This window comes from Pseudomonas sp. Larv2_ips, from assembly GCF_963879675.1.
Lineage (GTDB): Bacteria > Pseudomonadota > Gammaproteobacteria > Pseudomonadales > Pseudomonadaceae > Aquipseudomonas.
Window position 1 is genome coordinate 502513 of sequence record NZ_CAWOAW010000014.1, and the last position, 21323, is coordinate 523835.

The 21323-nt window shown below is 58.8% G+C and carries 22 protein-coding genes and 1 tRNA gene; 16 read left to right on the forward strand and 7 right to left on the reverse strand.

The genetic code is table 11. From position 1 onward, the window contains the following. Nucleotides 1-30: 30 nt before the first annotated feature. Complete coding sequence (locus tag AACV02_RS08705) at nucleotides 31-1323, reverse strand: OprD family porin (protein ID WP_119738945.1); 1293 nt, start codon at nucleotides 1321-1323, stop codon at nucleotides 31-33. Between the two features lie 235 nt (nucleotides 1324-1558). Between AACV02_RS08705 and AACV02_RS08710 the strand changes: the two genes are divergently transcribed. Continuing rightward, nucleotides 1559-2230: a response regulator gene (locus tag AACV02_RS08710; RefSeq protein ID WP_083359659.1), complete on the forward strand. Its 672-nt coding sequence runs from the start codon at nucleotides 1559-1561 to the stop codon at nucleotides 2228-2230. Next, nucleotides 2223-3608: a sensor histidine kinase gene (locus tag AACV02_RS08715; protein ID WP_119738947.1), complete on the forward strand. Its 1386-nt coding sequence runs from the start codon at nucleotides 2223-2225 to the stop codon at nucleotides 3606-3608. The genes AACV02_RS08710 and AACV02_RS08715 overlap by 8 nt, the downstream gene beginning before the upstream one ends. Here AACV02_RS08715 and AACV02_RS08720 read toward each other — a convergent pair whose 3' ends face one another. Both AACV02_RS08720 and ygfZ read right to left on the reverse strand, forming a co-directional pair. Next, on the reverse strand, nucleotides 3609-4430 hold the full coding sequence (locus AACV02_RS08720) for an HDOD domain-containing protein (RefSeq protein ID WP_106577021.1): 822 nt from the start codon (nucleotides 4428-4430) through the stop codon (nucleotides 3609-3611). Between the two features lie 36 nt (nucleotides 4431-4466). Next, nucleotides 4467-5408, reverse strand: a complete 942-nt coding sequence (ygfZ, locus tag AACV02_RS08725; RefSeq protein ID WP_119738950.1) for a CAF17-like 4Fe-4S cluster assembly/insertion protein YgfZ — start codon at nucleotides 5406-5408, stop codon at nucleotides 4467-4469. A gap of 140 nt (nucleotides 5409-5548) precedes the next feature. Here ygfZ and AACV02_RS08730 point away from each other — a divergent pair, with 140 nt between their 5' ends. Beyond that, entirely contained in the window at nucleotides 5549-5803 is a 255-nt protein-coding gene (locus AACV02_RS08730; RefSeq protein ID WP_014717362.1) for an FAD assembly factor SdhE, read from the forward strand. After that, a complete protein-coding gene (locus tag AACV02_RS08735) occupies nucleotides 5787-6233 on the forward strand; it encodes a protein YgfX (protein ID WP_119738952.1) in 447 nt (148 codons plus the stop codon). Before AACV02_RS08730 ends, AACV02_RS08735 begins: the two co-directional genes overlap by 17 nt. Here AACV02_RS08735 and nadB read toward each other — a convergent pair. Next, the gene (gene nadB, locus AACV02_RS08740) at nucleotides 6202-7818 is read right to left on the reverse strand and encodes an L-aspartate oxidase (protein WP_119738954.1); all 1617 of its coding nucleotides are present in this window, start codon (nucleotides 7816-7818) and stop codon (nucleotides 6202-6204) included. The two genes, AACV02_RS08735 and nadB, sit on opposite strands and share 32 nt — an antisense overlap. A 463-nt stretch (nucleotides 7819-8281) precedes the next feature. On the opposite strand from nadB, the gene rpoE reads away from it, so the two are divergent. The 4 genes from rpoE (at nucleotide 8282) to AACV02_RS08760 (ending at nucleotide 12136) form a co-directional block, all read left to right on the forward strand. Then, on the forward strand, nucleotides 8282-8863 hold the full coding sequence (rpoE, locus tag AACV02_RS08745) for an RNA polymerase sigma factor RpoE (RefSeq protein WP_003172477.1): 582 nt from the start codon (nucleotides 8282-8284) through the stop codon (nucleotides 8861-8863). A 32-nt stretch (nucleotides 8864-8895) separates the two neighbouring features. Beyond that, the gene (locus AACV02_RS08750; protein ID WP_003172479.1) at nucleotides 8896-9483 is read left to right on the forward strand and encodes a sigma-E factor negative regulatory protein; all 588 of its coding nucleotides are present in this window, start codon (nucleotides 8896-8898) and stop codon (nucleotides 9481-9483) included. 16 nt (nucleotides 9484-9499) lie between these two features. Next, nucleotides 9500-10462 (forward strand): MucB/RseB C-terminal domain-containing protein, encoded by a 963-nt coding sequence (locus AACV02_RS08755; protein WP_119738956.1) that lies wholly within the window; start codon nucleotides 9500-9502, stop codon nucleotides 10460-10462. Between the two features lie 234 nt (nucleotides 10463-10696). Then, nucleotides 10697-12136, forward strand: a complete 1440-nt coding sequence (locus AACV02_RS08760) for a DegQ family serine endoprotease (protein ID WP_106577016.1) — start codon at nucleotides 10697-10699, stop codon at nucleotides 12134-12136. 55 nt (nucleotides 12137-12191) lie between these two features. Here AACV02_RS08760 and AACV02_RS08765 read toward each other — a convergent pair whose 3' ends face one another. Beyond that, nucleotides 12192-13625 (reverse strand): M48 family metalloprotease, encoded by a 1434-nt coding sequence (locus AACV02_RS08765; RefSeq protein ID WP_119738958.1) that lies wholly within the window; start codon nucleotides 13623-13625, stop codon nucleotides 12192-12194. 95 nt (nucleotides 13626-13720) lie between these two features. On the opposite strand from AACV02_RS08765, the gene AACV02_RS08770 reads away from it, so the two are divergent. Both AACV02_RS08770 and AACV02_RS08775 read left to right on the forward strand, forming a co-directional pair. Then, nucleotides 13721-13960, forward strand: coding sequence for a sulfurtransferase TusA family protein (locus AACV02_RS08770; protein ID WP_010212198.1), 240 nt, complete (start codon nucleotides 13721-13723; stop codon nucleotides 13958-13960). 31 nt (nucleotides 13961-13991) lie between these two features. Continuing rightward, nucleotides 13992-15062 carry an AI-2E family transporter gene (locus AACV02_RS08775; protein ID WP_119738961.1) on the forward strand — a complete coding sequence of 357 codons (1071 nt, stop codon included), beginning with the start codon at nucleotides 13992-13994 and terminating at the stop codon, nucleotides 15060-15062. A gap of 35 nt (nucleotides 15063-15097) precedes the next feature. Here AACV02_RS08775 and AACV02_RS08780 read toward each other — a convergent pair whose 3' ends face one another. Together AACV02_RS08780 and AACV02_RS08785 are read right to left on the reverse strand one after the other, a co-directional pair. Next, complete coding sequence (locus AACV02_RS08780) at nucleotides 15098-15571, reverse strand: peroxiredoxin (RefSeq protein WP_119738963.1); 474 nt, start codon at nucleotides 15569-15571, stop codon at nucleotides 15098-15100. An 11-nt stretch (nucleotides 15572-15582) separates the two neighbouring features. Continuing rightward, a complete protein-coding gene (locus AACV02_RS08785; protein WP_003172487.1) occupies nucleotides 15583-16143 on the reverse strand; it encodes a glycine cleavage system protein R in 561 nt (186 codons plus the stop codon). A gap of 273 nt (nucleotides 16144-16416) precedes the next feature. On the opposite strand from AACV02_RS08785, the gene dapA reads away from it, so the two are divergent. The 6 genes from dapA to AACV02_RS08815 all read left to right on the forward strand — a co-directional run bounded on the left by dapA (nucleotide 16417) and on the right by AACV02_RS08815 (nucleotide 21323). Continuing rightward, nucleotides 16417-17295 carry a 4-hydroxy-tetrahydrodipicolinate synthase gene (gene dapA / locus AACV02_RS08790; RefSeq protein ID WP_106577012.1) on the forward strand — a complete coding sequence of 293 codons (879 nt, stop codon included), beginning with the start codon at nucleotides 16417-16419 and terminating at the stop codon, nucleotides 17293-17295. A 17-nt stretch (nucleotides 17296-17312) separates the two neighbouring features. Further along, nucleotides 17313-18428 carry an outer membrane protein assembly factor BamC gene (bamC, locus tag AACV02_RS08795; RefSeq protein WP_119738966.1) on the forward strand — a complete coding sequence of 372 codons (1116 nt, stop codon included), beginning with the start codon at nucleotides 17313-17315 and terminating at the stop codon, nucleotides 18426-18428. A 4-nt stretch (nucleotides 18429-18432) separates the two neighbouring features. Further along, nucleotides 18433-19191 carry an MBL fold metallo-hydrolase gene (locus AACV02_RS08800; RefSeq protein ID WP_119738968.1) on the forward strand — a complete coding sequence of 253 codons (759 nt, stop codon included), beginning with the start codon at nucleotides 18433-18435 and terminating at the stop codon, nucleotides 19189-19191. A gap of 27 nt (nucleotides 19192-19218) precedes the next feature. Beyond that, nucleotides 19219-19932, forward strand: coding sequence for a phosphoribosylaminoimidazolesuccinocarboxamide synthase (purC, locus tag AACV02_RS08805; RefSeq protein WP_119738970.1), 714 nt, complete (start codon nucleotides 19219-19221; stop codon nucleotides 19930-19932). Nucleotides 19933-20015: 83 nt separating this feature from the next. Next, nucleotides 20016-20105: transfer RNA gene (locus AACV02_RS08810), tRNA-Ser, on the forward strand. Between the two features lie 243 nt (nucleotides 20106-20348). Beyond that, entirely contained in the window at nucleotides 20349-21323 is a 975-nt protein-coding gene (locus AACV02_RS08815) for a hypothetical protein (protein ID WP_119738972.1), read from the forward strand.

The following is a 21323-nucleotide window of genomic DNA, read 5'->3' on the forward strand; positions in this document are numbered from 1 at the left end:
TATCTCCTTCTTTGTTGTTATGAGTTGCGACTACCAAAGCGCAATGCTGTAGCTCACCAGCACACGCACTTCGTCGGCATCACGTGCCGAATAGTTGGAGCGGTAGGTGGCGTTACGCAGGCGCAGGGCGACATCCTTGAGCGTGCCGCTTTGCACCACGTAGCGGATCTCGCTGTTGCGCTCCCACTCCTTGCCGGTCTCGCCGTTGCGAAGCCTGATGTTGTCACCCGACAAATAACGGCTCATGAAACTCAGGCCGGGAATGCCCAACTTGGCGAAGTCATAGTCGTAGCGCGCCTGCCAGGAGCGCTCCTGTGCGCCGGCAAAGTCGTTGATCTGCACGAAGTTGACCAGGTACGGATCGCTGCCATCCACGTAGGGAAAGGCGCTGTCGCCGGACATGTGCTGGTAGCCGGCGCTGAGCTTATGGCCATTGAGGGCATAGCTGAACAGGCCGTTGAGGGATTTGTTGTCGATGTTGCCGCCACGGGCGCTGCCGGTGTCATCGCTGATGGCCAGGCGCAGGTCGGCGCCGAAAATGCCGGGGCCCACTGGGCGTGAGGCCACCAGGCCAAGGAAGTGCTGGCGGTAGACGTCGTCGAGCTGGGCGAAGTGGTAGCTGCCGGTGATCTTGTCGGCGAACTTGTAGTCCGCACCGCCGAAATTGAAGTGCTTGCCGGTGGCGCCGCTGACGAAGCGGCTGTTTTTGTTGTTGAGGGCGATGTCTTCGTAGTGGGTGTCGTCGCGGTCTTTGGCTTTGTCGAGGCGGCCGCCGGTGAACACCAGGTTTTTGAATTCTTTGGAGGTCAGCAGGCCGCCGTTGAAGGTCTGCGGCAGGATGCGCCCGTCGTTGGGTTTGAGGATCGGCAGTTCGGGGATCAGCGCGCCGATTTTCAGTTCGGTGGCGGAGATCTTCACTTTGCCGGTCAGGCCCAGCTTGGAGTATTCGTTGGCGGCGCGGCCGTCGTCGTGGGTCGGCAACAGGCCGGTGCCCGTGCGGTCGGGGCTGGAGTCGAGCTTGACCCCAAGCATGCCCAACGCATCCACGCCGAACCCGACAGTGCCATCGGTGTAGCCCGATTGCAGGTTGAGCATGAACCCCTGGGCCCATTCGTCACGCTTGGATTGCTGGGCACTGGTACCGTCGCGAAAGTCGCGGTTGAAGTACATATTGCGGGTTTCGAGGGTGGCGCTGCTGTCTTCGAAGAAGGCGGCCTGGCTCAGTGGCGAAAAGCCGGCAAGGGCGGCGGCACTGGCAAGGGCGGTCTGGGCAAGGCGAGAAAAACGAACAGGCGGGTAAGCCTGTGGCTGTGTCGACAGCATCGTTGTGTACTCCGTTATTGTTCTTATTTTGGCGAAAACGCTTCGAGGCGTTTTTCTGGCACTACGGATCAGGTAGCTCGGCGGGCATAACCCACCGTGGCTGGATGCTAAAGGGCGAAGCTTTCACTAACCTTTCAGTTGCCTTTCAATGTTTTCGGGCTTCACAGGGCAGGCGGCGCCTGTAAACTGCCCCGCAAAGCGTGGCGTCGACCATGCCCGAATGAGGTGAAAATCCATGCGTGTCCTCCTGGTTGAAGACCATTTGCAACTCGCTGAAAGTGTCGCCCAGGCGCTCAAGAGCACGGGTTTGACTGTCGACGTGTTGCACGATGGCGTGGCCGCGGACCTGGCCCTGAACAGTGAGGAATATGCGGTGGTGATCCTCGACGTGGGGCTGCCGCGCATGGACGGTTTTGAAGTGTTGGCGCGCCTGCGCGCGCGTGGGAAAAATCTGCCTGTATTGATGCTGACGGCACGCAGTGATGTGAAAGACCGCGTGCATGGCCTGAACCTGGGCGCCGATGACTACCTTGCCAAGCCGTTTGAATTGACCGAGCTGGAAGCGCGGGTCAAAGCGCTGTTGCGCCGCAGCGTCTTGGGGGGCGAGCGTCAGCAGGCGTGCGGCGTGCTGGTCTATGACCTGGATACCCGGCGTTTCACCGTGGGTGGCGAGCTGCTGACGTTGACTTCCCGCGAGCAGGCGGTGCTTGAAGCGCTGATCGCACGCCCTGGTCGCGTGATGAGCAAGGAGCAATTGGCGTCGCAGGTGTTCGGCCTGGATGAAGAGGCCAGCCCCGACGCCATCGAAATCTACGTGCACCGCCTGCGCAAGAAGCTCGACGGCCAGCCTATTGCCATCGTGACTTTCCGCGGCCTTGGCTACCTGCTGGAAGCCCGCGATGCATAAGCCCAGCAGCCTGCGCTGGCGCCTACTGTGGAACCTGGCGCTGTTGCTGGTGGTGTTGATGCTGGCCAGCGGCATGAGCGCCTACTGGAATGGGCGCGAAGCCGCCGACACCGCTTATGACCGCACCTTGCTGGCGTCAGCGCGCACCATCGCCGCCGGATTGACCCAGGTGGATGGCACCCTGAGTGCGAACGTGCCGTATGTGGCGCTGGACACCTTTGCCTACGACAGCGCCGGGCGTATTTACTATCAGGTCAATGACATTGATCGCAAGCTGATCTCCGGTTACGAAAACCTCCCCGGCCCGCCGCCGGGCACGCCGCGCACGGACGACTACCCAGCGCTGGCGCGGTTTTACAACGCCACCTACAAGGGCCAGCATGTACGCGTGGTGAGTTTGCTCAAGGCTGTCTCCGAACCGAACATGAATGGCATGGCCGAAATACGCGTTGCAGAAACCGATGAAGCGCGCGAAAGCATGGCCCGTAGCCTGCTGGCCGACACCTTACTGCGCCTTGGGATGTTGGCCGTTGGCGCATTGCTGCTGGTGTGGTTTGCCGTCAGCGCGGCGCTGCGTCCTCTGGAGCGCTTGCGCACTGCCGTGGAGGAGCGTCAGCCCGACGACTTGCGGCCATTGCCGTTGGTGGAAGTGCAGCATGAGTTCGGTCCCCTGGTGCGCTCCCTCAATCACTTTACCGAGCGCCTGCGCGGCCAGTTCGAGCGCCAGGCGCAGTTTATCGCCGACGCCGCCCATGAATTGCGCACCCCGCTGGCGGCACTGAAGGCGCGTTTGGAACTCGGCCTGCGCAGCGACGCCCCGGCGACGTGGCACAGCACCCTGGAAACCGCTGCCCAAGGCACCGACCGCCTCACCCATTTGGCCAATCAACTGCTGTCGCTGGCACGCATTGAAAACGGCGCGCGGGCGATTGCCGAAGGCGGGGCGCAATTGCTCGACCTCAGCCAGCTGGCGCGGGAATTGGGCATGGCCATGGCGCCGCTGGCGCATGCGCGCGGCGTTGCGCTGGCGTTGGAGGCGGATGAGCCGGTGTGGCTGCGGGGTGAGCCGACCTTGTTGAACGAGTTGCTGAGCAATCTGGTCGATAACGCCCTGGCCCACACACCGCCTGGAGGCAATGTGATTTTGCGGGTCACGGCGCCCGCGATCCTGGAGGTGGAGGATGATGGCCCGGGTATCCCGCTGGATGAGCGGGACCGGGTATTCGAGCGTTTCTACCGCCGCAGTCAACAGGGCATGGGCTCAGGTTTGGGGCTGGCGATTGTAGGTGAGATCTGCCGCGCACACTTGGCGCAGATCAGCCTGCATGACGGCGAGTTGGCGGGGTTGAAGGTGCGCGTAAGCTTTATCGCGGGCTGATCAGTAAAACATCGAGCGGGCTTCATCCAGTTCGGCACGCAGGGCATTGCTGTACGGGTCGACCCGTAACTTCTGGATCGCCGGCAGGCTGGCAACCGATACATTCGCCAGCGGATGATCAGTGCCCCGGTGGCAATACAGCACGGCGACTTGCACCAGGTCGATGTAGTCCAGGCTCGCGGAGTCGCGTTCCAGGTCCAGGTATTGCCCTGGCAGCTTCGCGAGCATCTCCGGGAAATCCCAGCCGCCCAGCAGTTTGTCCCCCAGCAGCGGGTGAATGCTCTCTATCACATGGTTGAGGCTGACGGGGTCGGAGAGCAGTTCGTAATGGTCTTCGGCATAGGTGAGGATCGGCAGCACGCCAATCTGATGCACCAGACCGCCGAGCGCTGCCTGATCAGGTTTCAGCTGGCTGTGGCTGCGGCACAAGGCGTAGCTCACGCCCGCCACTTCCAGGCTGCGGCGCCACACTTCGCGCATTTTCAATTCGACGACTTCGGAGCGGGCGTGGAAAATTTGTTCCATCACCAGGCCGATGGCCAGGTTGCTGCTGTAGTTGGTGCCCAGCCGGGTGATTGCGGTATGCAGGTCGGTGACTTCCTGGGTCGCGCGCAGCAGCGGGCTGTTGACCACTTTGATCAGGCGTGCCGACAGGGCGGTGTCGCGACCGATCACTTTGCTCAAGTGGCTGATGCTGATTTCCGGGTCTTCGGCGGCCTGTCGTATGTTCAGGGCCACTTCCGGTAATGTCGGCAGAACCAGGTCATCGTTGTCGATGGCCGTCACTAAAGCCTGTTGGACTTTTTCCGCCAGCTTGTTCATTCATGCTCTCTAGGGTGTTGCAAAAAAGTACGGCGATTAACGCTGGATCTCTCGATCGCGATCCAGTGAGTACGGCAGGTCAAGCAGGTGTAAGCCGGGGCCTTCCAGAGCGCCCAAGTGCACATCGCCACTGTCGGCAGCTTCGGCTTGCAGCACGGCCAGAAGTTCAACGCATTGGTCAGCTTTTGCTGCAATCACCACCTCACCGATAGCACTGTTGTGGCTGGGCGCGAACAGCGGGGTGCCCGGCTCGGGCAATTCGGTTGCATCCAGGCTCAGGCGGTACAGGCGACGCTTGAGTTTGCCCAGGTATTGCATGCGCGCGACGATTTCCTGGCCGGTGTAGCAGCCTTTCTTGAAGCTGACGCCGCCGATGGCCTGCAGGTTAAGCATCTGCGGGATAAACAGTTCGCGGGTCTGGGGCATGACTTGGCCGATGCCAGCGCGGATCTGGCCCAGCAGCCATTGATTCAAGTCAGCAGGTTGTAGCTGTGTGGCCAGCTGAGCGCGTACGGCTTCGGCGTGTTCGACGGGCACCCAGAGTTCGCTGCGGCCAGGGGAGACGCGAATGGCGATCAATGTGTCGCTGCGCGCGACGCTGTCGGTTTCGGCAGGCAGCTCAAGGCCAAGGGAGGCGAGGGCCTGATCCGCATTCGACAGGCCGAAACGCACCCAGGCGGCGCTTTCGTCGGTGAGTTTGGATTTGGAGAACACCGCGTATTTTTTCAAATCTGCCAGTTGCGGTTCGAGCAATTCGCTGGCCATGGCCAGGAGCACGCCGTCGCCTTGCAGCAGGATGCGAAAGCTCGACTGCATGCGGCCTTTTTGCGTGCAGCGAGCGCCGAGGCTCGCCTGGGTGTCACTCAGGTAATTGAGGTTGCAGGTCAGTTGCCCTTGCAGGAACTTGGCAGCGTCGGCGCCGCGGACGGCGAGAACGCCTTCGTGTGACAAGGGGCAGAAAAAAGCAGAGTCAGCCATGGGTCATCGCAGGTCAAAAAGTCATGGGTGCATCATAGAGGGGCGCCCGGCAAATGGATAGTTTCCGTATGGTGCGACCAAAGCCGACTGGTCCGGTGCCGTCGGGCCTGTATACTTGCGCTCTATTTGAGGAGCGCTCCATGGTCGAAGATGTAGAAATCAATCGCCTCTACTGGCACAGCCGTCGCGGCATGCTGGAGTTGGATGTGTTGCTGGTGCCTTTCACCAAAGAGGTATACGCGACGCTCAATCAAGTGGACCGCGACCTCTACGTCAGGCTGCTGACTTGCGAAGATCAGGACATGTTCGGCTGGTTCATGGAGCGCGCCGAATCTGAAGATCCGGAGCTGCAGCGCATGGTTCGGATGATTCTGGATCGTGTCCAGCCCAAGTAATCGCTTCGAATGCCGCTGGCAGGCCTCACGGCTATTGCTGGCGGCCTACTTGCTTGCCCAACTGTTCGCGTTGGGCGCCTTGCTGCTTGGGGATCTACCGTTCTACGGCCTCGGCATTCTGTTGTGCCTGGCTCACGCCGTGTGGGTTTTACCGCGTCATATCCTGTTAAACCACCGTTCGTCGATTCGTGGCCTGCGCCGCGATGAAGACGGCTGGCAATTATTGTGTGACGAGCGCGGTTGGCACCCTGTGCAACTGCGTCCCGACAGCCTGGCATTACCGCTGATCGTGGTGCTGCGCTATCGGGTGCAGGGGGAATGGCGGGTGCGTTCGATCTGTGTGCCGAGGGACGCGCAGGCTGCCGATGTGCATCGACGCCTGCGGGTTCGCTTGAAGTTCAGCCGCCGTAGGTGGCTGGCACCAGAATAGTGTCACGGGCCTCGGGCAGCATCTGCGGGTAGTCGAGGGTGTAGTGCAGGCCGCGACTTTCCTTGCGCTCCATGGCAGAGCGAATCATCAATTCCGCCACCTGGGCCAAGTTGCGCAATTCGATCAGGTCCCGGCTGACTTTATAGTTGCTGTAGAACTCGTCAATTTCGTCCAGCAGCAACCGCACGCGGTGTTGCGCGCGTTGTAGGCGCTTGTTGGTGCGCACGATCCCCACGTAGTCCCACATGAAGCGGCGCAGCTCGTCCCAGTTGTGGGCGATGATGACGTCTTCGTCCGAATCGGTGACCTGGCTGGCGTCCCAGCGGGGCAGGGCGGCGGGCACCGGGATGCGGGGCAGTTGTTCGAGGATGTCGGCGGCGGCGGAACGGGCATAGACGAAGCATTCGAGCAGCGAATTGCTGGCCATGCGGTTGGCGCCGTGCAGGCCGGTGAAGCTGGTTTCGCCGATCGCATACAGGCCAGGCACGTCGGTGCGACCGTGTTGGTCGACCATGACCCCGCCACAGGTGTAGTGCGCGGCCGGCACTACCGGGATCGGACCTTTGGTGATGTCGATGTTGAACGCCAGGCAGCGCTCGTAGACGGTGGGGAAATGGGTCTTGATGAAGGCTTCGGGCTTGTGGCTGATGTCCAGATAGACGCAGTCGATGCCCAGGCGCTTCATTTCGTGGTCGATGGCGCGGGCGACGATATCCCGCGGCGCGAGCTCAGCGCGAGGGTCGAAGCGTTGCATGAAGCGCTCGCCATTTGGCAGTTTCAGGTGCGCGCCTTCACCGCGCAGGGCTTCGGTGATCAGGAAACTCTTGGCCTGCGGGTGATACAGGCAGGTGGGGTGGAACTGGTTGAATTCCAGATTCGCGACGCGGCAGCCCGAACGCCACGCCATGGCAATGCCATCGCCGCAGGCACCGTCGGGGTTGCTGGTGTAGAGATAAACCTTGGCCGCGCCGCCCGAGGCGAGAATGGTGAAGCGCGCGCCGTAGGTGTCGACTTCGCCGCTGGCGCGGTTGAGCACGTAGGCGCCGAGGCAGCGTTCGCCTGCCAGGCCCAGGCGTTTTTCGGTGATCAGGTCGACGGCTACCCGTTGTTCCAACAGCTCGATATTGGGGCGTTGACGGGCCTGGTCGAGGAGGGTTTTGAAAATGGCGGCGCCGGTGGCGTCGGCCGCATGGATGATGCGGCGATGGCTGTGACCGCCTTCACGGGTCAGGTGGAATTCAAATCCGCCGTCGTCGCTGCCGGCATGCTCGTCGCGGGTGAACGGCACACCCTGGTCGATCAGCCATTGGATAGCTTCGCGGCTGTGCTCGACGGTGAAGCGTACGGCGTCTTCGTTGCACAGGCCGCCGCCGGCGTTAAGGGTGTCTTCGACATGGGATTGCACGGTGTCAGTGTCGTCCAGCACTGCCGCGACGCCGCCCTGGGCCCAGAATGTCGAGCCGTTGGCCAGATCGCCTTTGCTCAGGACCGCAATGCGCAAGTGGCTGGGGAGCGTCAGCGCCAGGCTCAAGCCGGCCGCGCCACTACCGATCACCAGGACATCGTGTTGAAACTGTTGGCTCATTAGCAGGATTCCGCAAAAAGCGATCCAAAGGGGCGGCGCGAACAGGACGCCTGGATCGGCGAATCAAAGGGTCACACGGGCCACTAGTATATAGAGGGGGGGAGCGGCACAATAGCCGGGCATTCGTGGCAATGTGAGATTACGGTGCGCAGCTTGGGTAAAATCGGCTGGTTATTAAGGCGGGAACTTTTTGCATAAGCCCCGACTCAATAGCAGGTTGCCCGAAAGCTGGGAAAACGTTGAGTTTATTGGCCCGTCGGGAGCATTGGACGCGTCAGAAAACCGGCGACAAGATTATTCGCGCAGCCGGCAATGCCCGTGCTGCGTTTTTCGTGTGTGCCAAATCAGTGCGCGCCGGAAACTTGCTTGGAGGGGGAGAACTTTTGCGAAAAGTCCGAGTCTATGTTTGCAAGCCTGATCGTTTAGTTATGCAAGCCTCCTCCAAGTACAACGAGGAGTGTTCATGCTAACCCAGGAAGAGGATCAGCAGCTGGTCGAGCGCGTTCAACGCGGCGACAAGCGAGCATTTGATCTGCTAGTGCTGAAATACCAGCACAAAATTCTCGGGTTGATCGTGCGTTTTGTGCACGACACCCATGAAGCGCAGGACGTTGCACAGGAAGCCTTTATCAAGGCGTACCGTGCACTTGGAAACTTCCGCGGTGATAGTGCGTTTTATACGTGGCTATACCGCATCGCCATTAACACGGCGAAGAACTATCTGGTGTCTCGCGGCCGCCGCCCACCGGACAGTGATGTAAGTTCAGAAGATGCAGAATTTTATGATGGTGATCACGGCCTCAAAGATCTCGAGTCGCCGGAGCGTGCATTGCTGCGCGACGAGATCGAAGGCACCGTTCATCGCACAATTCAGCAACTTCCAGAAGATTTGCGTACGGCGTTAACTTTACGTGAATTCGATGGTCTGAGTTACGAAGACATTGCGAGCGTCATGCAGTGTCCGGTGGGGACTGTAAGGTCACGGATTTTCCGGGCCCGGGAAGCCATCGATAAAGCCTTGCAACCGTTGTTGCAGGAAAACTAAAGACAGCGGCGACAGCCAAGAGAGGAACCGCCATGAGTCGTGATGCCCTGCAGGAATCGCTGTCCGCAGTGATGGATAACGAAGCGGATGAACTGGAACTTCGTCGAGTGCTCAATGCATTTGATGATGCCGAAACCCGTGATACCTGGTCTCGTTACCAAGTCGCTCGGGCGGTGATGCACAAGGATCTTTTAATCCCTCGTCTGGATATTGCTGCGGCCGTTTCTGCTGCGCTGGCTGATGAAGCCGTTCCGGCAAAAGCTGCTCGTGGTCCATGGCGTAGCCTGGGTCGTTTGGCAGTAGCTGCTTCGGTAACTGTTGCCGTATTGGCCGGTGTTCGCCTGTACAACCAGGACGAAATAGCCGGTGCCGAACTGGCCCAACAGACTCAGCAGCCGGTCATGGCCGGTCCGCAAGTCAAAGGTCCAGCAGTGCTGGCCGGCTATAAGGAAAGCTCCGATACCACCGGCCCTATGGCTAACGGTGTACTTCAAGGGCAATCCGGCTGGCAGGATCAGCGTCTTCCAGGCTACCTGCGTCAACACGCACAGGAATCGGCTTTGAAAGGCACTGAAAGCGCTCTGCCATACGCCCGTGCAGCAAGTCTGGAAAACCGCTAAACCGTTAAGGAGCCCTATGCGCGCCATACCGCTCCTTACGCTTTTGCTCAGTGGTTGTTTTGCACTATCCGCCCATGCCGACGAAGCCCAAGACTGGCTGACTCGACTTGGGCGTGCAGAACAGCAGCAAAGCTTTGAAGGTACGTTCGTCTACGAGCGTAACGGCAGTTTCTCTACCCATGATATCTGGCACCGTATTCAAAACGGGCACGTCCGTGAGCGGCTCTTGCAGCTCGACGGATCAGCTCAGGAATTGGTCCGGGTAGACGGTCGAACCCAATGCGTCAGTGGCGCTCTGGTTGCTGGCCTGGGTAATTCGCCCGAAGCGCCATCGCGCGCTCTTGATCCGCAAAAACTCACTCAACTCTACGAATTGGCCGTCATCGGCAAATCTCGCGTGGCCGGTCGAAATGCGGTGATTGTCTCGATCACGCCGCGCGATCAGTATCGGTATGGGTTCGAATTGCACCTTGATCGTCAAACGGCGTTGCCGCTCAAATCCTTGTTACTTAATGAACAGGGACAATTGTTGGAGCGTTTCCAGTTCACTCGACTGAACACGTCGGTCGCGCTCTCTGATCGAGACTTGCAGCCCAGCGGTGATTGCGCACCTATTGCACTTGCCAATAGCAAAGCGCCTGAAATCCCCGCCACCCATGCGTGGCATTTGGATTGGCTGCCTCCGGGTTTTCAGCTCACCAGCAGTACTGCACGCAAAGATACCCAGACCAAGTCCACCGTCGATAGCTTGATGTACGACGATGGGCTGGCACGTTTTTCAGTGTTTCTTGAGTCGACCGATGGCGCCAGTGTGAGCGAAACCCGCACCCAGCTGGGCCCGACTGTTGCCGTATCGCGCCGCTTGAACACGGTAGATGGTGAAGTGATGGTGACCGTTGTGGGCGAAATCCCCATCGGCACTGCCGAGCGCATTGCGCTGTCGGTGCGCGGTGAAAAACCCGCCACCGCCAAGCCGTGAGTCGTTAATCCTATGTTCATCCTGACCTTTCAATGTGAGCCTATGCTTGGTTGGAGGCTGGAAGCATGAAACTTCAGGATCGGTATTTTCACTTGCAAAAAATCCCCATGTTTTTTATAGGTCAGGGCTTGTCGGCCCTGGCCTTGTTTTGTTCGCGGAACAAAGATGTCGGTCGCACTTTTCGGCGTTTCTTGAACCCTGTCGCTCAACCCTGCTCGTCGTAACGGGAGCTGTATGTCGATACCACGTTTGAAGTCTTACCTATCCATAGTCGCCACGGTGCTGGTGCTGGGTCAGGCCGTGTCCGCGCAAGCGGCCGAACTGCCTGACTTCACCCAACTGGTGGAGCAGGCCTCGCCTGCCGTGGTGAACATCAGTACCACGCAAAAACTGCCGGATCGTAAAGTCTCGAACCAGCAGATGCCCGACCTGGAAGGCCTGCCGCCAATGCTGCGCGAGTTCTTCGAGCGCGGCATGCCGCAACAGCGTTCCCCGCGTGGCGGCGGCGGTGGCCAGCGTGAGGCGCAGTCCCTGGGCTCGGGCTTCATCATCTCGCCTGACGGCTACATCCTCACCAACAACCACGTGATTGCCGACGCCGACGAGATTCTTGTGCGCCTGGCTGATCGCAGTGAATTGAAGGCCAAGCTGATCGGCACGGACCCGCGTTCCGACGTGGCCTTGCTGAAAATCGACGGCAAAGATTTGCCGGTACTGAAACTGGGTAAATCCCAGGACCTGAAAGCCGGTCAGTGGGTAGTAGCGATCGGTTCACCGTTCGGCTTTGACCATACCGTCACCCAAGGCATTGTCAGTGCGATTGGCCGCAGCCTGCCAAATGAAAACTACGTGCCATTCATCCAGACCGACGTGCCGATCAACCCGGGTAACTCCGGCGGTCCGCTGTTCAACCTGGCGGGCGAAGTGGTCGGGATCAACTCGCAGATTTATACCCGCTCCGGTGGCTTCATGGGGGTGTCCTTCGCCATTCCGATTGACGTGGCCATGGACGTTTCCAACCAGCTCAAAAGCGGTGGCAAGGTCAGCCGTGGCTGGTTGGGCGTAGTGATCCAGGAAGTGAACAAAGACCTGGCCGAGTCTTTCGGTCTCGATAAGCCGGCCGGTGCCCTGGTCGCCCAGATCCAGGACGACGGCCCGGCTGCCAAAGGTGGCCTGCAAGTCGGTGACGTGATTCTGAGCATGAATGGCCAACCAATCATCATGTCGGCCGACCTCCCACACCTGGTCGGTGCACTCAAGGCCGGCAGCAAAGCCAAGCTGGAAGTGATTCGTGACGGCAAACGCCAGAACGTTGAGCTGACCGTTGGTGCTATCCCGGAAGAGGGCGCCACCCTTGACGCTCTGGGCAACGCCAAACCGGGTGCCGAGCGCAGCAGCAATCGCCTGGGCATTGCCGTGGCTGAGCTGACTGATGAGCAGAAGAAAAGCTTCGACCTTAAAAGCGGCGTAGTGATCAAAGAAGTGCAGGACGGCCCTGCCTCTTTGATTGGCCTGCAACCAGGTGACGTGATCACTCACCTGAACAATCAGGCCATCGACTCCACCAAGCAGTTCACCGACATCGCCAAGGCGCTGCCGAAGAACCGTTCGGTGTCGATGCGTGTCTTGCGTCAAGGGCGTGCGAGTTTCATTACCTTCAAACTGGCCGAGTAACTTCCAGGCCAATAAAAAGCCCCGCGAAAGCGGGGCTTTTTTGTGGGCGACGTATTTAGCTCATCATCCCTTTTACCAAGCGTTCCTGCTCGATCAGCTCACGCTGGCGCGCGTCGATACGAGACGACAGCGGGAAGTTGTTGCCAGCCCGGCGTTTGGCAAAATCCAGTTGCTGAATGGCCTGCTGGAAGTCGCCCACCAATGCAAAGTACTCGGCGCGGGCTTGATGCAAGCCAATGATGTTGCCGGACAGTCCGCGTGTCTCGGCGACCTGGTACCAGACGTCGGGGTCGTCGGGACGAGATTTGAGCAGCGCATCCAACGCTTTCTCCGCATCGGCGGTTCGGTTCTGCTTAAGCAGCAAGTCCACGCGCACCTGGTTGAGTGGGTAGTTGCCGGGGTATTGGGTCAGCATCCGATCAGTGCGTTGCTGAGCATCCGGCAAGCGGTTGTTGGTGATGTCCAGCTCGATTTGCGCCAGGTTGTACGTGATGTCGTTGGGTGCCTTGGCCAGCAGCGGTGCCAGGGTTTCGCGCGCTTCCTTGAGTTGAGTGCCCTTGATCTGGGCGATGGCCAGGCCATAGCGCGCCACATCGTTCTTCGGGTTCTCGTCCAACTGCGCCTGGAAGCGTTTGGCCGCAAGACCGGGCGTGTCCTCGTATTGCAACTGCACGCGCGCGCGAATCAGTTGATAGCGCAGACTGTCTTCCGTGCCGCCGGGTTTGGCTTGCTCGGCGCGGTTACGGGTATCTGCGATCCGCGATTCGGTAACCGGGTGAGTCAGCAGGAACTCCGGTGGCTTGGCGTCGAAGCGATATTGACGCATCAGCCGTTCGAACATGGTCGGCATGGAGCGTGGGTCGTAACCAGCTTTTTCCAGGTTAAGAATGCCGATACGGTCGGCCTCCTGTTCGTTCTGACGGGAGAACCGGCGTTGCTCCTGGATGGCTGCCGCCTGGCTGCCGGCAATCGCGGCAATACCGGCATCACCCGCACCCGCTGCCGCAGCGATGATGCCGCCGAGCAAAGCGGCCATCATCGGGATCTGCATGCGTGACTGCGCTTCCACGCCGCGGGCAAAGTGGCGCTGGGACAAGTGAGCCAATTCGTGGGCGAGTACCGAAGCATATTCGCCTTCGGTTTGCGCGTTGAGGAACAAACCGCCGTTGACCCCGACGATCCCGCCGGGGGCGGCGAAGGCGTTGAGCTGTGGGCTATTGATCAGGATGAACTCCAGGCGCCGGTCATTGACCTGGCTGGTCTCCACCAGCTTGTACACGCTGGTTTCGACGTAATCCTTGAGTTGTGGGTCATTGAGTTGCGAGACCTGGCCGCGCAGGTAAGCAAGCCAAGCACGGCCCAGCTGGTATTCCTGTTGTGGCGAGACAATGGCAGAACTGGCGTCGCCAAGTGACGGCAGGTCGTCAGCGAAGCCCGGAGAGGCCAGCAGGCAGGCCAGCGTCAGCAGGGTAGGGCGCAAAAAAGTCATGCACAGAGCCTTTCGACAAAGAGCTTACTGTAGCCGGACACTGAGCTTCGGACCAGATATTCTAAGCACCCCAAACGCGTGCCCGGAGTAAAACCATGACCGACGCTGTAGCCTTTGATGCCGAACTCGATGCCAGCGGCCTCAATTGCCCGTTGCCGTTGCTTAAGGCCAAGCTGGAACTCAATCGATTGGCCAGCGGTGCAGTGCTCAAGGTGATCGCCACGGACGCAGGCTCCCAGCGTGATTTCCGCACGTTTGCCAAGTTGGCTGGCCACACCCTGTTGCATGAAGAAGACGCCGCCGGTGTATACCGCTATTGGTTGCGCAAGGCCTGAACCGTTCGCCCCTACCGCCCGAGGTTGATTGATGTTCAAAGTGCTACGAGACTGGATTCAGCGCTACTTCTCCGATGAGGAAGCCGTGGTGCTGGCGGTCCTGCTGTTCCTGGCTTTTACCGCCGTACTCACCTTGGGCGGCATGTTGGCACCGGTGCTGGCGGGGATGGTATTGGCGTACCTGATGCAAGGCCTGGTCACCACGCTGGAGCGTATGCGTTTGCCGGGCGGGGTCGCGGTAGGGTTGGTGTTTGCGTTGTTCATGGGGTTGTTGGTGGTGTTCATCGTGGTGGTGCTGCCGTTGCTGTGGCATCAGCTGATTACGTTATTCAACGAGTTGCCGGGCATGCTCGCCAAGTGGCAATCGCTGTTGCTGCTGTTGCCTGAACGCTATCCGCACCTGGTGTCTGACGAGCAGGTGCTGCAGGCCATCGAAGTGGCGCGCGGCGAGATCGGAAAGTTCGGGCAATGGGCGCTGACCTTTTCCCTGTCCAGTCTGCCGTTGCTGGTCAACATCATGATCTACCTGGTGTTGGTGCCGATTCTGGTGTTCTTCTTTCTCAAGGACCGCGCGATGATTGGCCGCTGGGTAAGCGGTTACTTGCCGCGTGAGCGAGCGCTGATTACCCGAGTGGCGGAGGAAATGAACCGGCAGATTGCCAACTACATCCGCGGCAAGGTCATTGAGATCGTCATCTGCGGGGGCGTCACCTACATCGCTTTCGTCGCGCTCGGCCTGAACTACGCGGCATTGCTGGCGTTGCTGGTGGGGGTGTCGGTGGTGGTGCCCTACGTCGGCGCGGTGGTGGTAACGGTGCCGGTGATGTTGATCGCGCTGTTCCAGTGGGGCTGGAGTGATCAGTTCATCTACCTGATGGCGGTGTACGGCATTATCCAGACCCTGGACGGAAACGTACTGGTGCCGCTGTTGTTCTCGGAGGCCGTCAACCTGCACCCGGTGGCGATCATCTGTGCGGTGTTGTTGTTTGGCGGGCTGTGGGGGTTTTGGGGCGTGTTCTTTGCGATTCCCCTGGCGACACTGTTCAAGGCCGTACTGGATGCGTGGCCGCGGCAAGAACCGGTGGTGGCGCCTCTGTTGTAATGATGGGGCGAACACCCGGTGTTCGCCCCAACCATTCAAGCCTTGCTCAGCGCCTGCGCCGCCGCCAAGACGGCGTCCACATGCCCTGGCACTTTCACGCCACGCCATTCCTGACGCAGCACGCAGTCCTTGTCGATCAAGAAGGTGCTGCGATCAACGCCCAGGTATTCCTTGCCGTAAAGCTTCTTCAGTTTGATCACATCAAACAGCTGGCAAACCGCTTCGTCCTTGTCGCTGATCAGCTCGAAGGGGAATTCCTGCTTGGCCTTGAAGTTTTCGTGGGACTTCACGCTGTCGCGCGACACGCCAAACACCTCGGTGTTGGCGGCCTTGAACGCTGCGTACTGGTCCCGAAAGCCCTGGCCTTCGGTGGTGCAGCCCGGCGTGCTGTCTTTCGGATAGAAGTAGATCACCACTTGCTTGCCCTTGAGGGCTGCGAGGCTGAAGGTCTGGCCGCTGGTGGCCTGGGCTTCGAAATCGGCCACGGGTTTATCGATGACTACCGGCATGGATAGATTCCTTACATTGGGTTCTGTGGGCGCCATGGCTCGATCAAGGCGTCGAGGTTAAGGGCATCGGCGAAATCCAGGAACTGGTCACGCAACCAACTGATCTGCACGCCCGCCGGCAAGGTCACGGTAAACGTGGCGTTGAGCATGGTGCCGCCGGTCTGTGGCGCTTGGTAGGTGTCGCAGGTCAGGTTCTCGAGCTCGACGTTGTGGTCGATAAAGAACTGGCACAGCTCATTGACGATGTCCGAACGGTAAGCCGAGCTGACGTATGCCACGTAAGGCAGGGCCTGCGGGCGGTTTTCCAGTGCAGCGCTGCGCACTACGTTGACGGTGAAATCATGCTTCTTGGCCAGGCCCGGCAGGCCGGTTTCCAGGCGGGCCAAGGCGTCCCAGGTGCCGGAAATCTGCAGCACCAGCGCGCTGCACTCGCCATGGCGCGTGAGGCGAGAGGTTACGACGGCGCAGCGGTTTTCATGGCTGGCGCGGCACAGGACGTTGGTCAGCTCCATGGGGTTGGCGCCGAGGGCACTGATAACAAGGAATTGTTCGCGAACTGTGGGGGTGGACATGCAGCCTTCCTAAAACGATGAGCGGTCGATACGGTCAGGGCTGTATCGATCAAAGGATGAAGGGTAGCGAAAACCGCCGCCAAGGGATAGGAGGTGGCGTTTTCATTGCGTGATCGGTCTGATTTCAGCGTGCTTCAAGGCACGCTTTGACCCAATGATGGCATTGCCCATCGTTTAGTTGCCCCAGAACGCATCCTCAGGCGGTACTTCGCTTGTACAAGCATCTTGGCGCCAGTACCATTACGGCTCTCTTTTTCCGGCAGGAGCGGTTGCATGATTGCGGGCAGTATGGTGGCACTGGTCACACCCATGGATGCACAAGGTCATCTCGACTGGGATAGCCTGGGCAAACTGGTGGACTTCCACCTGCAAGAGGGCACCAACGCCATTGTGGCGGTCGGCACTACAGGTGAGTCGGCCACACTGGATGTGGAAGAACACATCCAGGTGATCGAATTCGTGGTCAAGCGCGTTGCGGGCCGTATCGCCGTGATCGCCGGTACGGGCGCCAACTCGACGCGTGAAGCGATCGAGCTGACCAAAAACGCCAAGAAAGCCGGCGCCGATGCCTGCCTGCTGGTGACCCCGTACTACAACAAGCCGACCCAGGAAGGCCTGTACCAGCACTTTCGCACCATTGCCGAAGCCGTTGATATCCCGCAGATCCTCTACAACGTACCCGGCCGCACTGCCTGCGACATGAAGGCCGAGACCGTGATTCGCCTGTCCACCGTGCCGAACATCATTGGTATCAAAGAAGCCACCGGTGACCTGCAGCGCGCCAAGGACATTCTGGCCGGCGTGAGCAGCGACTTCCTGGTGTATTCCGGTGACGACGCCACGGCTGTCGAGCTGATCCTGCTGGGTGGCAAGGGCAACATCTCGGTGACCGCCAACGTCGCCCCGCGCGCCATGAGCGAACTGTGCGCCGCCGCCATCGCCGGTGATGCCGTGACCGCCCGCGCGATCCACGAGAAGCTGATGCCGCTCAACAAGACACTGTTTATTGAATCCAACCCTATTCCCGTGAAATGGGCGCTGTTTGAGATGGGCTTGATGCCGGACGGTATCCGTCTGCCGCTCACCCGGCTCAGCGAAGCCTGTCACGAACCGCTGCGACAGGCCCTGCGCCAGTCCGGCGTCCTGGTTTAATTGAGGAAGCACTACGCATGAAGCGATTGGCCGGACTTTCCGCACTTGCCTTGATTATCTCCAGCACCAGTGGCTGCGGTTGGATTTGGGGCCCGGATGGTTACTTCCGTGACCGCGGCAGCGATTACCTGGAAGCACAAGCAACCAAACCGATGCAACTGCCGCCGGACGTCAACGTCGCCAAGCGCCTTGACCCGTTGCTGCCTATTCCGCGCAACGTTGCCGACGACACCACCAAGGGTGAATACGTGGTGCCACGTCCACAGCCGATCTCGGCCGTGGCTGATGCCAGCGACTACAGCCTGCAGAAGAGCGGCGACAACCGCTGGATTATCGCCCAGCGCCCACCTGCCGAAGTCTGGCCAGTGGCGGTGCAGTTTTTCCAGGACAACGGTTTTCGCATTGACCAGCAACGCCCGCAGACCGGTGAATTCACCACTGCCTGGCAGCGCAGCAGCGAACTGTCCGCCAACATGGCCCAGCGCCTGCAGGCCGGCGGTGTAGCCGCTGACAGCGAAGCCCGTGTGCGTGTGCGCATCGAGCCGGGCGTGCAGCGCAATACCAGTGAAGTCTACGTGGTCAGCGCCGAGCGTCCCGTCGGCAGCACCGCCGCTGTCGATTTCACCCCGCGTTCGGTCAACATGGGCGTGGACGCCGCGCTGGTCGACGAGATGCTGGCCAGCATGAGCCGTATCTCCGAGAAGGGCGGTTCGGTGTCGCTTCTCGCTGCGCGTGATTACGACACGCCGAACCGCGTCAGCCTCACCGAGGACGGCAGCGGTAACGTGGTACTGAACCTGGGTGAAGACCTCGACCGTGCCTGGGCCAGTGTTGGCCGCGCGTTGGAGAAAGGCCCATGGCGCGTTGAAGACATCAACCGCAGCCTGGGTCTGTACTACATCAACGTGGCTGAAAAAGCCGAGAAGAAAGACGACGAGCCAGGTTTCTTCGGCAAACTGTTCGGCAGCAAGCCGACCAAGGAAGAGGTCGAAACCCGCGCCGAGCGCTACCAGATTCGTTTGAGCAAAGTGGGCGAAAGCGTGCAAGTCACCGTCGAGAAAAACATCAACACCGTTGCGCCGGCTGAAACAGCGCGCAAAGTGTTGGGCGTGATTCAGGACAACCTGGGCTGATCCAATGCGTTTTGCCGTTCTCGGCAGCGGTAGCCAAGGGAACGGCACGCTGGTCGCCCACGACGACACGTACGTGCTGGTGGATTGTGGTTTCTCGTTAAAAGAAACCGAGCGGCGCCTGCTGCGCCTGGGGGTTCACCCCGCACAGCTGAGCGCGATTCTAGTGACCCACGAACATGCCGACCACGTGCATGGCGTGGGTTTGCTGTCTCGGCGCTACAATCTTCCGGTGTACCTGAGTCGCGGCACACAGCGCGGGATGCGCAAACCCATAGAACCTGCAGGTTTCCTGGCTGGCGGCGAGCAGCTGCAGATTGGTGCGTTGAGCATCGATGTGATTGCCGTTGCGCATGATGCCCAGGAGCCCACGCAGTATGTATTCAGCGACGGAGAGCGACGTTTTGGCGTGCTCACCGACCTGGGTTCCTACTGTTCCAAGGTGCTGGACGGATACCGCAACCTCGATGCATTGATGATCGAGTCCAACCACTGTCGAGACTTGCTGGCGCGCGGTCATTATCCGTACTTCCTCAAGCAACGGGTGGGCGGCGAGCTGGGACATTTGAATAACCACCAGGCGGCGTACCTGGTGTATGAGTTGGGCTGGCAAGACCTGCAGCACTTGGTCCTGGCCCACCTGAGCAGCAAGAACAACCTGCCGCAGCTGGCCCGGCAATGTTTTGTCGACACCCTCGGGTGCGACCCGGACTGGCTGCAACTGGCCGATCAAGATTCAGGGCTCGACTGGCGACACATCGCCTAGCCCACCATTTAGCAAGCGGAGCCCATCATGGAAAAACGTGAAGAACTCTACCGCGGCAAAGCCAAGTCGGTGTACAAGACCGACGACGCCAACCGCCTGATCCTGCTGTTTCGCAACGACACCTCGGCGTTCGACGGCAAGCGCATCGAACAGCTCGACCGCAAAGGCATGGTGAACAACAAGTTCAACGCCTTCATCATGCAGAAACTCGAAGCGGCGGGCGTCCCGACCCAATTCGACAAACTGCTGGGCGACAACGAGTGCCTGGTCAAGAAGCTCGACATGATCCCGGTTGAATGCGTTGTGCGTAACTACGCCGCCGGCAGCCTGGTCAAGCGTCTGGGCGTGGAAGAGGGCCTCAAGCTCAACCCTTACACGTTTGAGCTGTTCCTGAAGGACGACGCCAAGGGCGACCCGTTCATCAACGAATCCCACGTCGTGGCATTCGGTTGGGGCACCGCTGAGCAACTGGCACGCATGAAGGAGTTGTCCCTCAAGGTCAACGAGGTGCTGAGCAAGCTGTTCGACGACGCTGGCCTGCTGCTGGTCGACTTCAAGCTGGAATTCGGCGTATTCCACGACGGCTCCATCGTCCTGGGCGATGAATTCAGCCCGGACGGCTGCCGCCTGTGGGACAAAGACACCAAGAAGAAGATGGACAAAGACCGCTTCCGCCAGGGCCTCGGTGACGTTATCGAAGCCTACGAAGAAGTCGCCAATCGTCTCGGCGTACCGCTTTAATCGACGCAAGCATCTGATAGCACGGAAAAAAATCGCATTTGGGGTTTGCTTCCGCGAAACACACTGTTATGATGCGCGCCGTTGGAGAGATGCCAGAGTGGCCGAATGGGACGGATTCGAAATCCGTTGTACCTTCACCGGTACCTAGGGTTCGAATCCCTATCTCTCCGCCATTATTGAATACGACTAAGCCCCTGAAATGATTGAACATTTCAGGGGCTTTTTCGTTTATGGCGATTTAGTTAGGGCATTTTTAGGGCAAAAGCCATGTTGGACTGGGCCGGTGCAGGCTCTCTTTTTCTGTCGAAGGCAATTGCTGTCCATTCAGCAGATCTCAGTGACAAAGGTTCGTTGGAGCGCTAAGGTTAGCCATCAAATGGCTACCAAGAGCTTCAGTGCTCATTTAGAGGGATCTAATGTCTAAACGCCAGTACCCGGTTGAAATGGCGAATCTCGTTTGCAAGTTCGGGAATCAAAACCTTCTCGATTATTTTGCAGAAATAGTTCTTCCGTCCTTTTCTAATCCTGATCTCAAAAGGGTTTATGGGACGACGGAATTTTTCTTTGAGAACGTTGAATTGGTTACAGTTGACGGGCGAGTACTGCTTGTAGGTCGATTTATAAAGGACATGGTCTTAGAGCGAGAGCAAATTTATACGAAAACAGGATTGGTAGAAGATCATGAAGAAATGCAATCCTCTCCTTCATCTATTTTTGTTCTGGTTCTTGATATTCATCGACTTATCTTTCTTAAAGAAACAAAGTTTGCTCCAACGCTGGATAATTTCAAATCGACACTTGAGAGCTTTTTGAAGCGTAATCATAAGGCTTACATTGATACTACATATGAAAAGCGTAAAGAGAGTGGTGAAAAGGTAACGAAGAAACAGTTGATGCTTGATACTTTTCCCCCTACATTAGAATTGATTCCACTAACTTCTGCGCAGAGTATCGATTCGTTTGTTAGGCAGTATGAAGTTTTAAGTTCTGTTACATATAAGTTTTCTGATCGAAATGATGAGCATGATAACGAAGGTTTTTTCGAAGCTGTGCAGCGTCAGAAAGATGAAGTTAATAGTAAGACAACAACAGTTCGTCACTCAAATTCTGAGGGGTTGGATAAGGATAGTGTCATTGAAGAAGTACAGGCTGCCACGGTTCAGGGTAATCAAAAGGTAACGCTTGTAGGTAAAGATAGTTCGGGTACTGAGTTGCGTGGTGATAATGAGAACTTTCAACTTAAGAGTTATGTTGAGTTGACAACGAACTCGCCTTCACAGGCTGCGCCTACTTTGTTTCAAAAATTTATTCAGTTAGTAGGCGATGGTATGATCCAAGTTGCGGCTCCAACCCGAGCAGCGATTGCCAAACTCACTCCTTATCGTAGGTGA

Coding starts and splice junctions, on each gene's coding strand:
- AACV02_RS08705 (WP_119738945.1), bottom strand. CDS start 1,323: ATGCTGTCGACACAGCCACAGGCTTACCCGCCTGTTCGTTTTTCTCGC.
- AACV02_RS08710 (WP_083359659.1), top strand. CDS start 1,559: ATGCGTGTCCTCCTGGTTGAAGACCATTTGCAACTCGCTGAAAGTGTC.
- AACV02_RS08715 (WP_119738947.1), top strand. CDS start 2,223: ATGCATAAGCCCAGCAGCCTGCGCTGGCGCCTACTGTGGAACCTGGCG.
- AACV02_RS08720 (WP_106577021.1), bottom strand. CDS start 4,430: ATGAACAAGCTGGCGGAAAAAGTCCAACAGGCTTTAGTGACGGCCATC.
- ygfZ (WP_119738950.1), bottom strand. CDS start 5,408: ATGGCTGACTCTGCTTTTTTCTGCCCCTTGTCACACGAAGGCGTTCTC.
- AACV02_RS08730 (WP_014717362.1), top strand. CDS start 5,549: ATGGTCGAAGATGTAGAAATCAATCGCCTCTACTGGCACAGCCGTCGC.
- nadB (WP_119738954.1), bottom strand. CDS start 7,818: ATGAGCCAACAGTTTCAACACGATGTCCTGGTGATCGGTAGTGGCGCG.
- rpoE (WP_003172477.1), top strand. CDS start 8,282: ATGCTAACCCAGGAAGAGGATCAGCAGCTGGTCGAGCGCGTTCAACGC.
- AACV02_RS08750 (WP_003172479.1), top strand. CDS start 8,896: ATGAGTCGTGATGCCCTGCAGGAATCGCTGTCCGCAGTGATGGATAAC.
- AACV02_RS08755 (WP_119738956.1), top strand. CDS start 9,500: ATGCGCGCCATACCGCTCCTTACGCTTTTGCTCAGTGGTTGTTTTGCA.
- AACV02_RS08760 (WP_106577016.1), top strand. CDS start 10,697: ATGTCGATACCACGTTTGAAGTCTTACCTATCCATAGTCGCCACGGTG.
- AACV02_RS08765 (WP_119738958.1), bottom strand. CDS start 13,625: ATGACTTTTTTGCGCCCTACCCTGCTGACGCTGGCCTGCCTGCTGGCC.
- AACV02_RS08770 (WP_010212198.1), top strand. CDS start 13,721: ATGACCGACGCTGTAGCCTTTGATGCCGAACTCGATGCCAGCGGCCTC.
- AACV02_RS08775 (WP_119738961.1), top strand. CDS start 13,992: ATGTTCAAAGTGCTACGAGACTGGATTCAGCGCTACTTCTCCGATGAG.
- AACV02_RS08780 (WP_119738963.1), bottom strand. CDS start 15,571: ATGCCGGTAGTCATCGATAAACCCGTGGCCGATTTCGAAGCCCAGGCC.
- AACV02_RS08785 (WP_003172487.1), bottom strand. CDS start 16,143: ATGTCCACCCCCACAGTTCGCGAACAATTCCTTGTTATCAGTGCCCTC.
- dapA (WP_106577012.1), top strand. CDS start 16,417: ATGATTGCGGGCAGTATGGTGGCACTGGTCACACCCATGGATGCACAA.
- bamC (WP_119738966.1), top strand. CDS start 17,313: ATGAAGCGATTGGCCGGACTTTCCGCACTTGCCTTGATTATCTCCAGC.
- AACV02_RS08800 (WP_119738968.1), top strand. CDS start 18,433: ATGCGTTTTGCCGTTCTCGGCAGCGGTAGCCAAGGGAACGGCACGCTG.
- purC (WP_119738970.1), top strand. CDS start 19,219: ATGGAAAAACGTGAAGAACTCTACCGCGGCAAAGCCAAGTCGGTGTAC.
- AACV02_RS08815 (WP_119738972.1), top strand. CDS start 20,349: ATGTCTAAACGCCAGTACCCGGTTGAAATGGCGAATCTCGTTTGCAAG.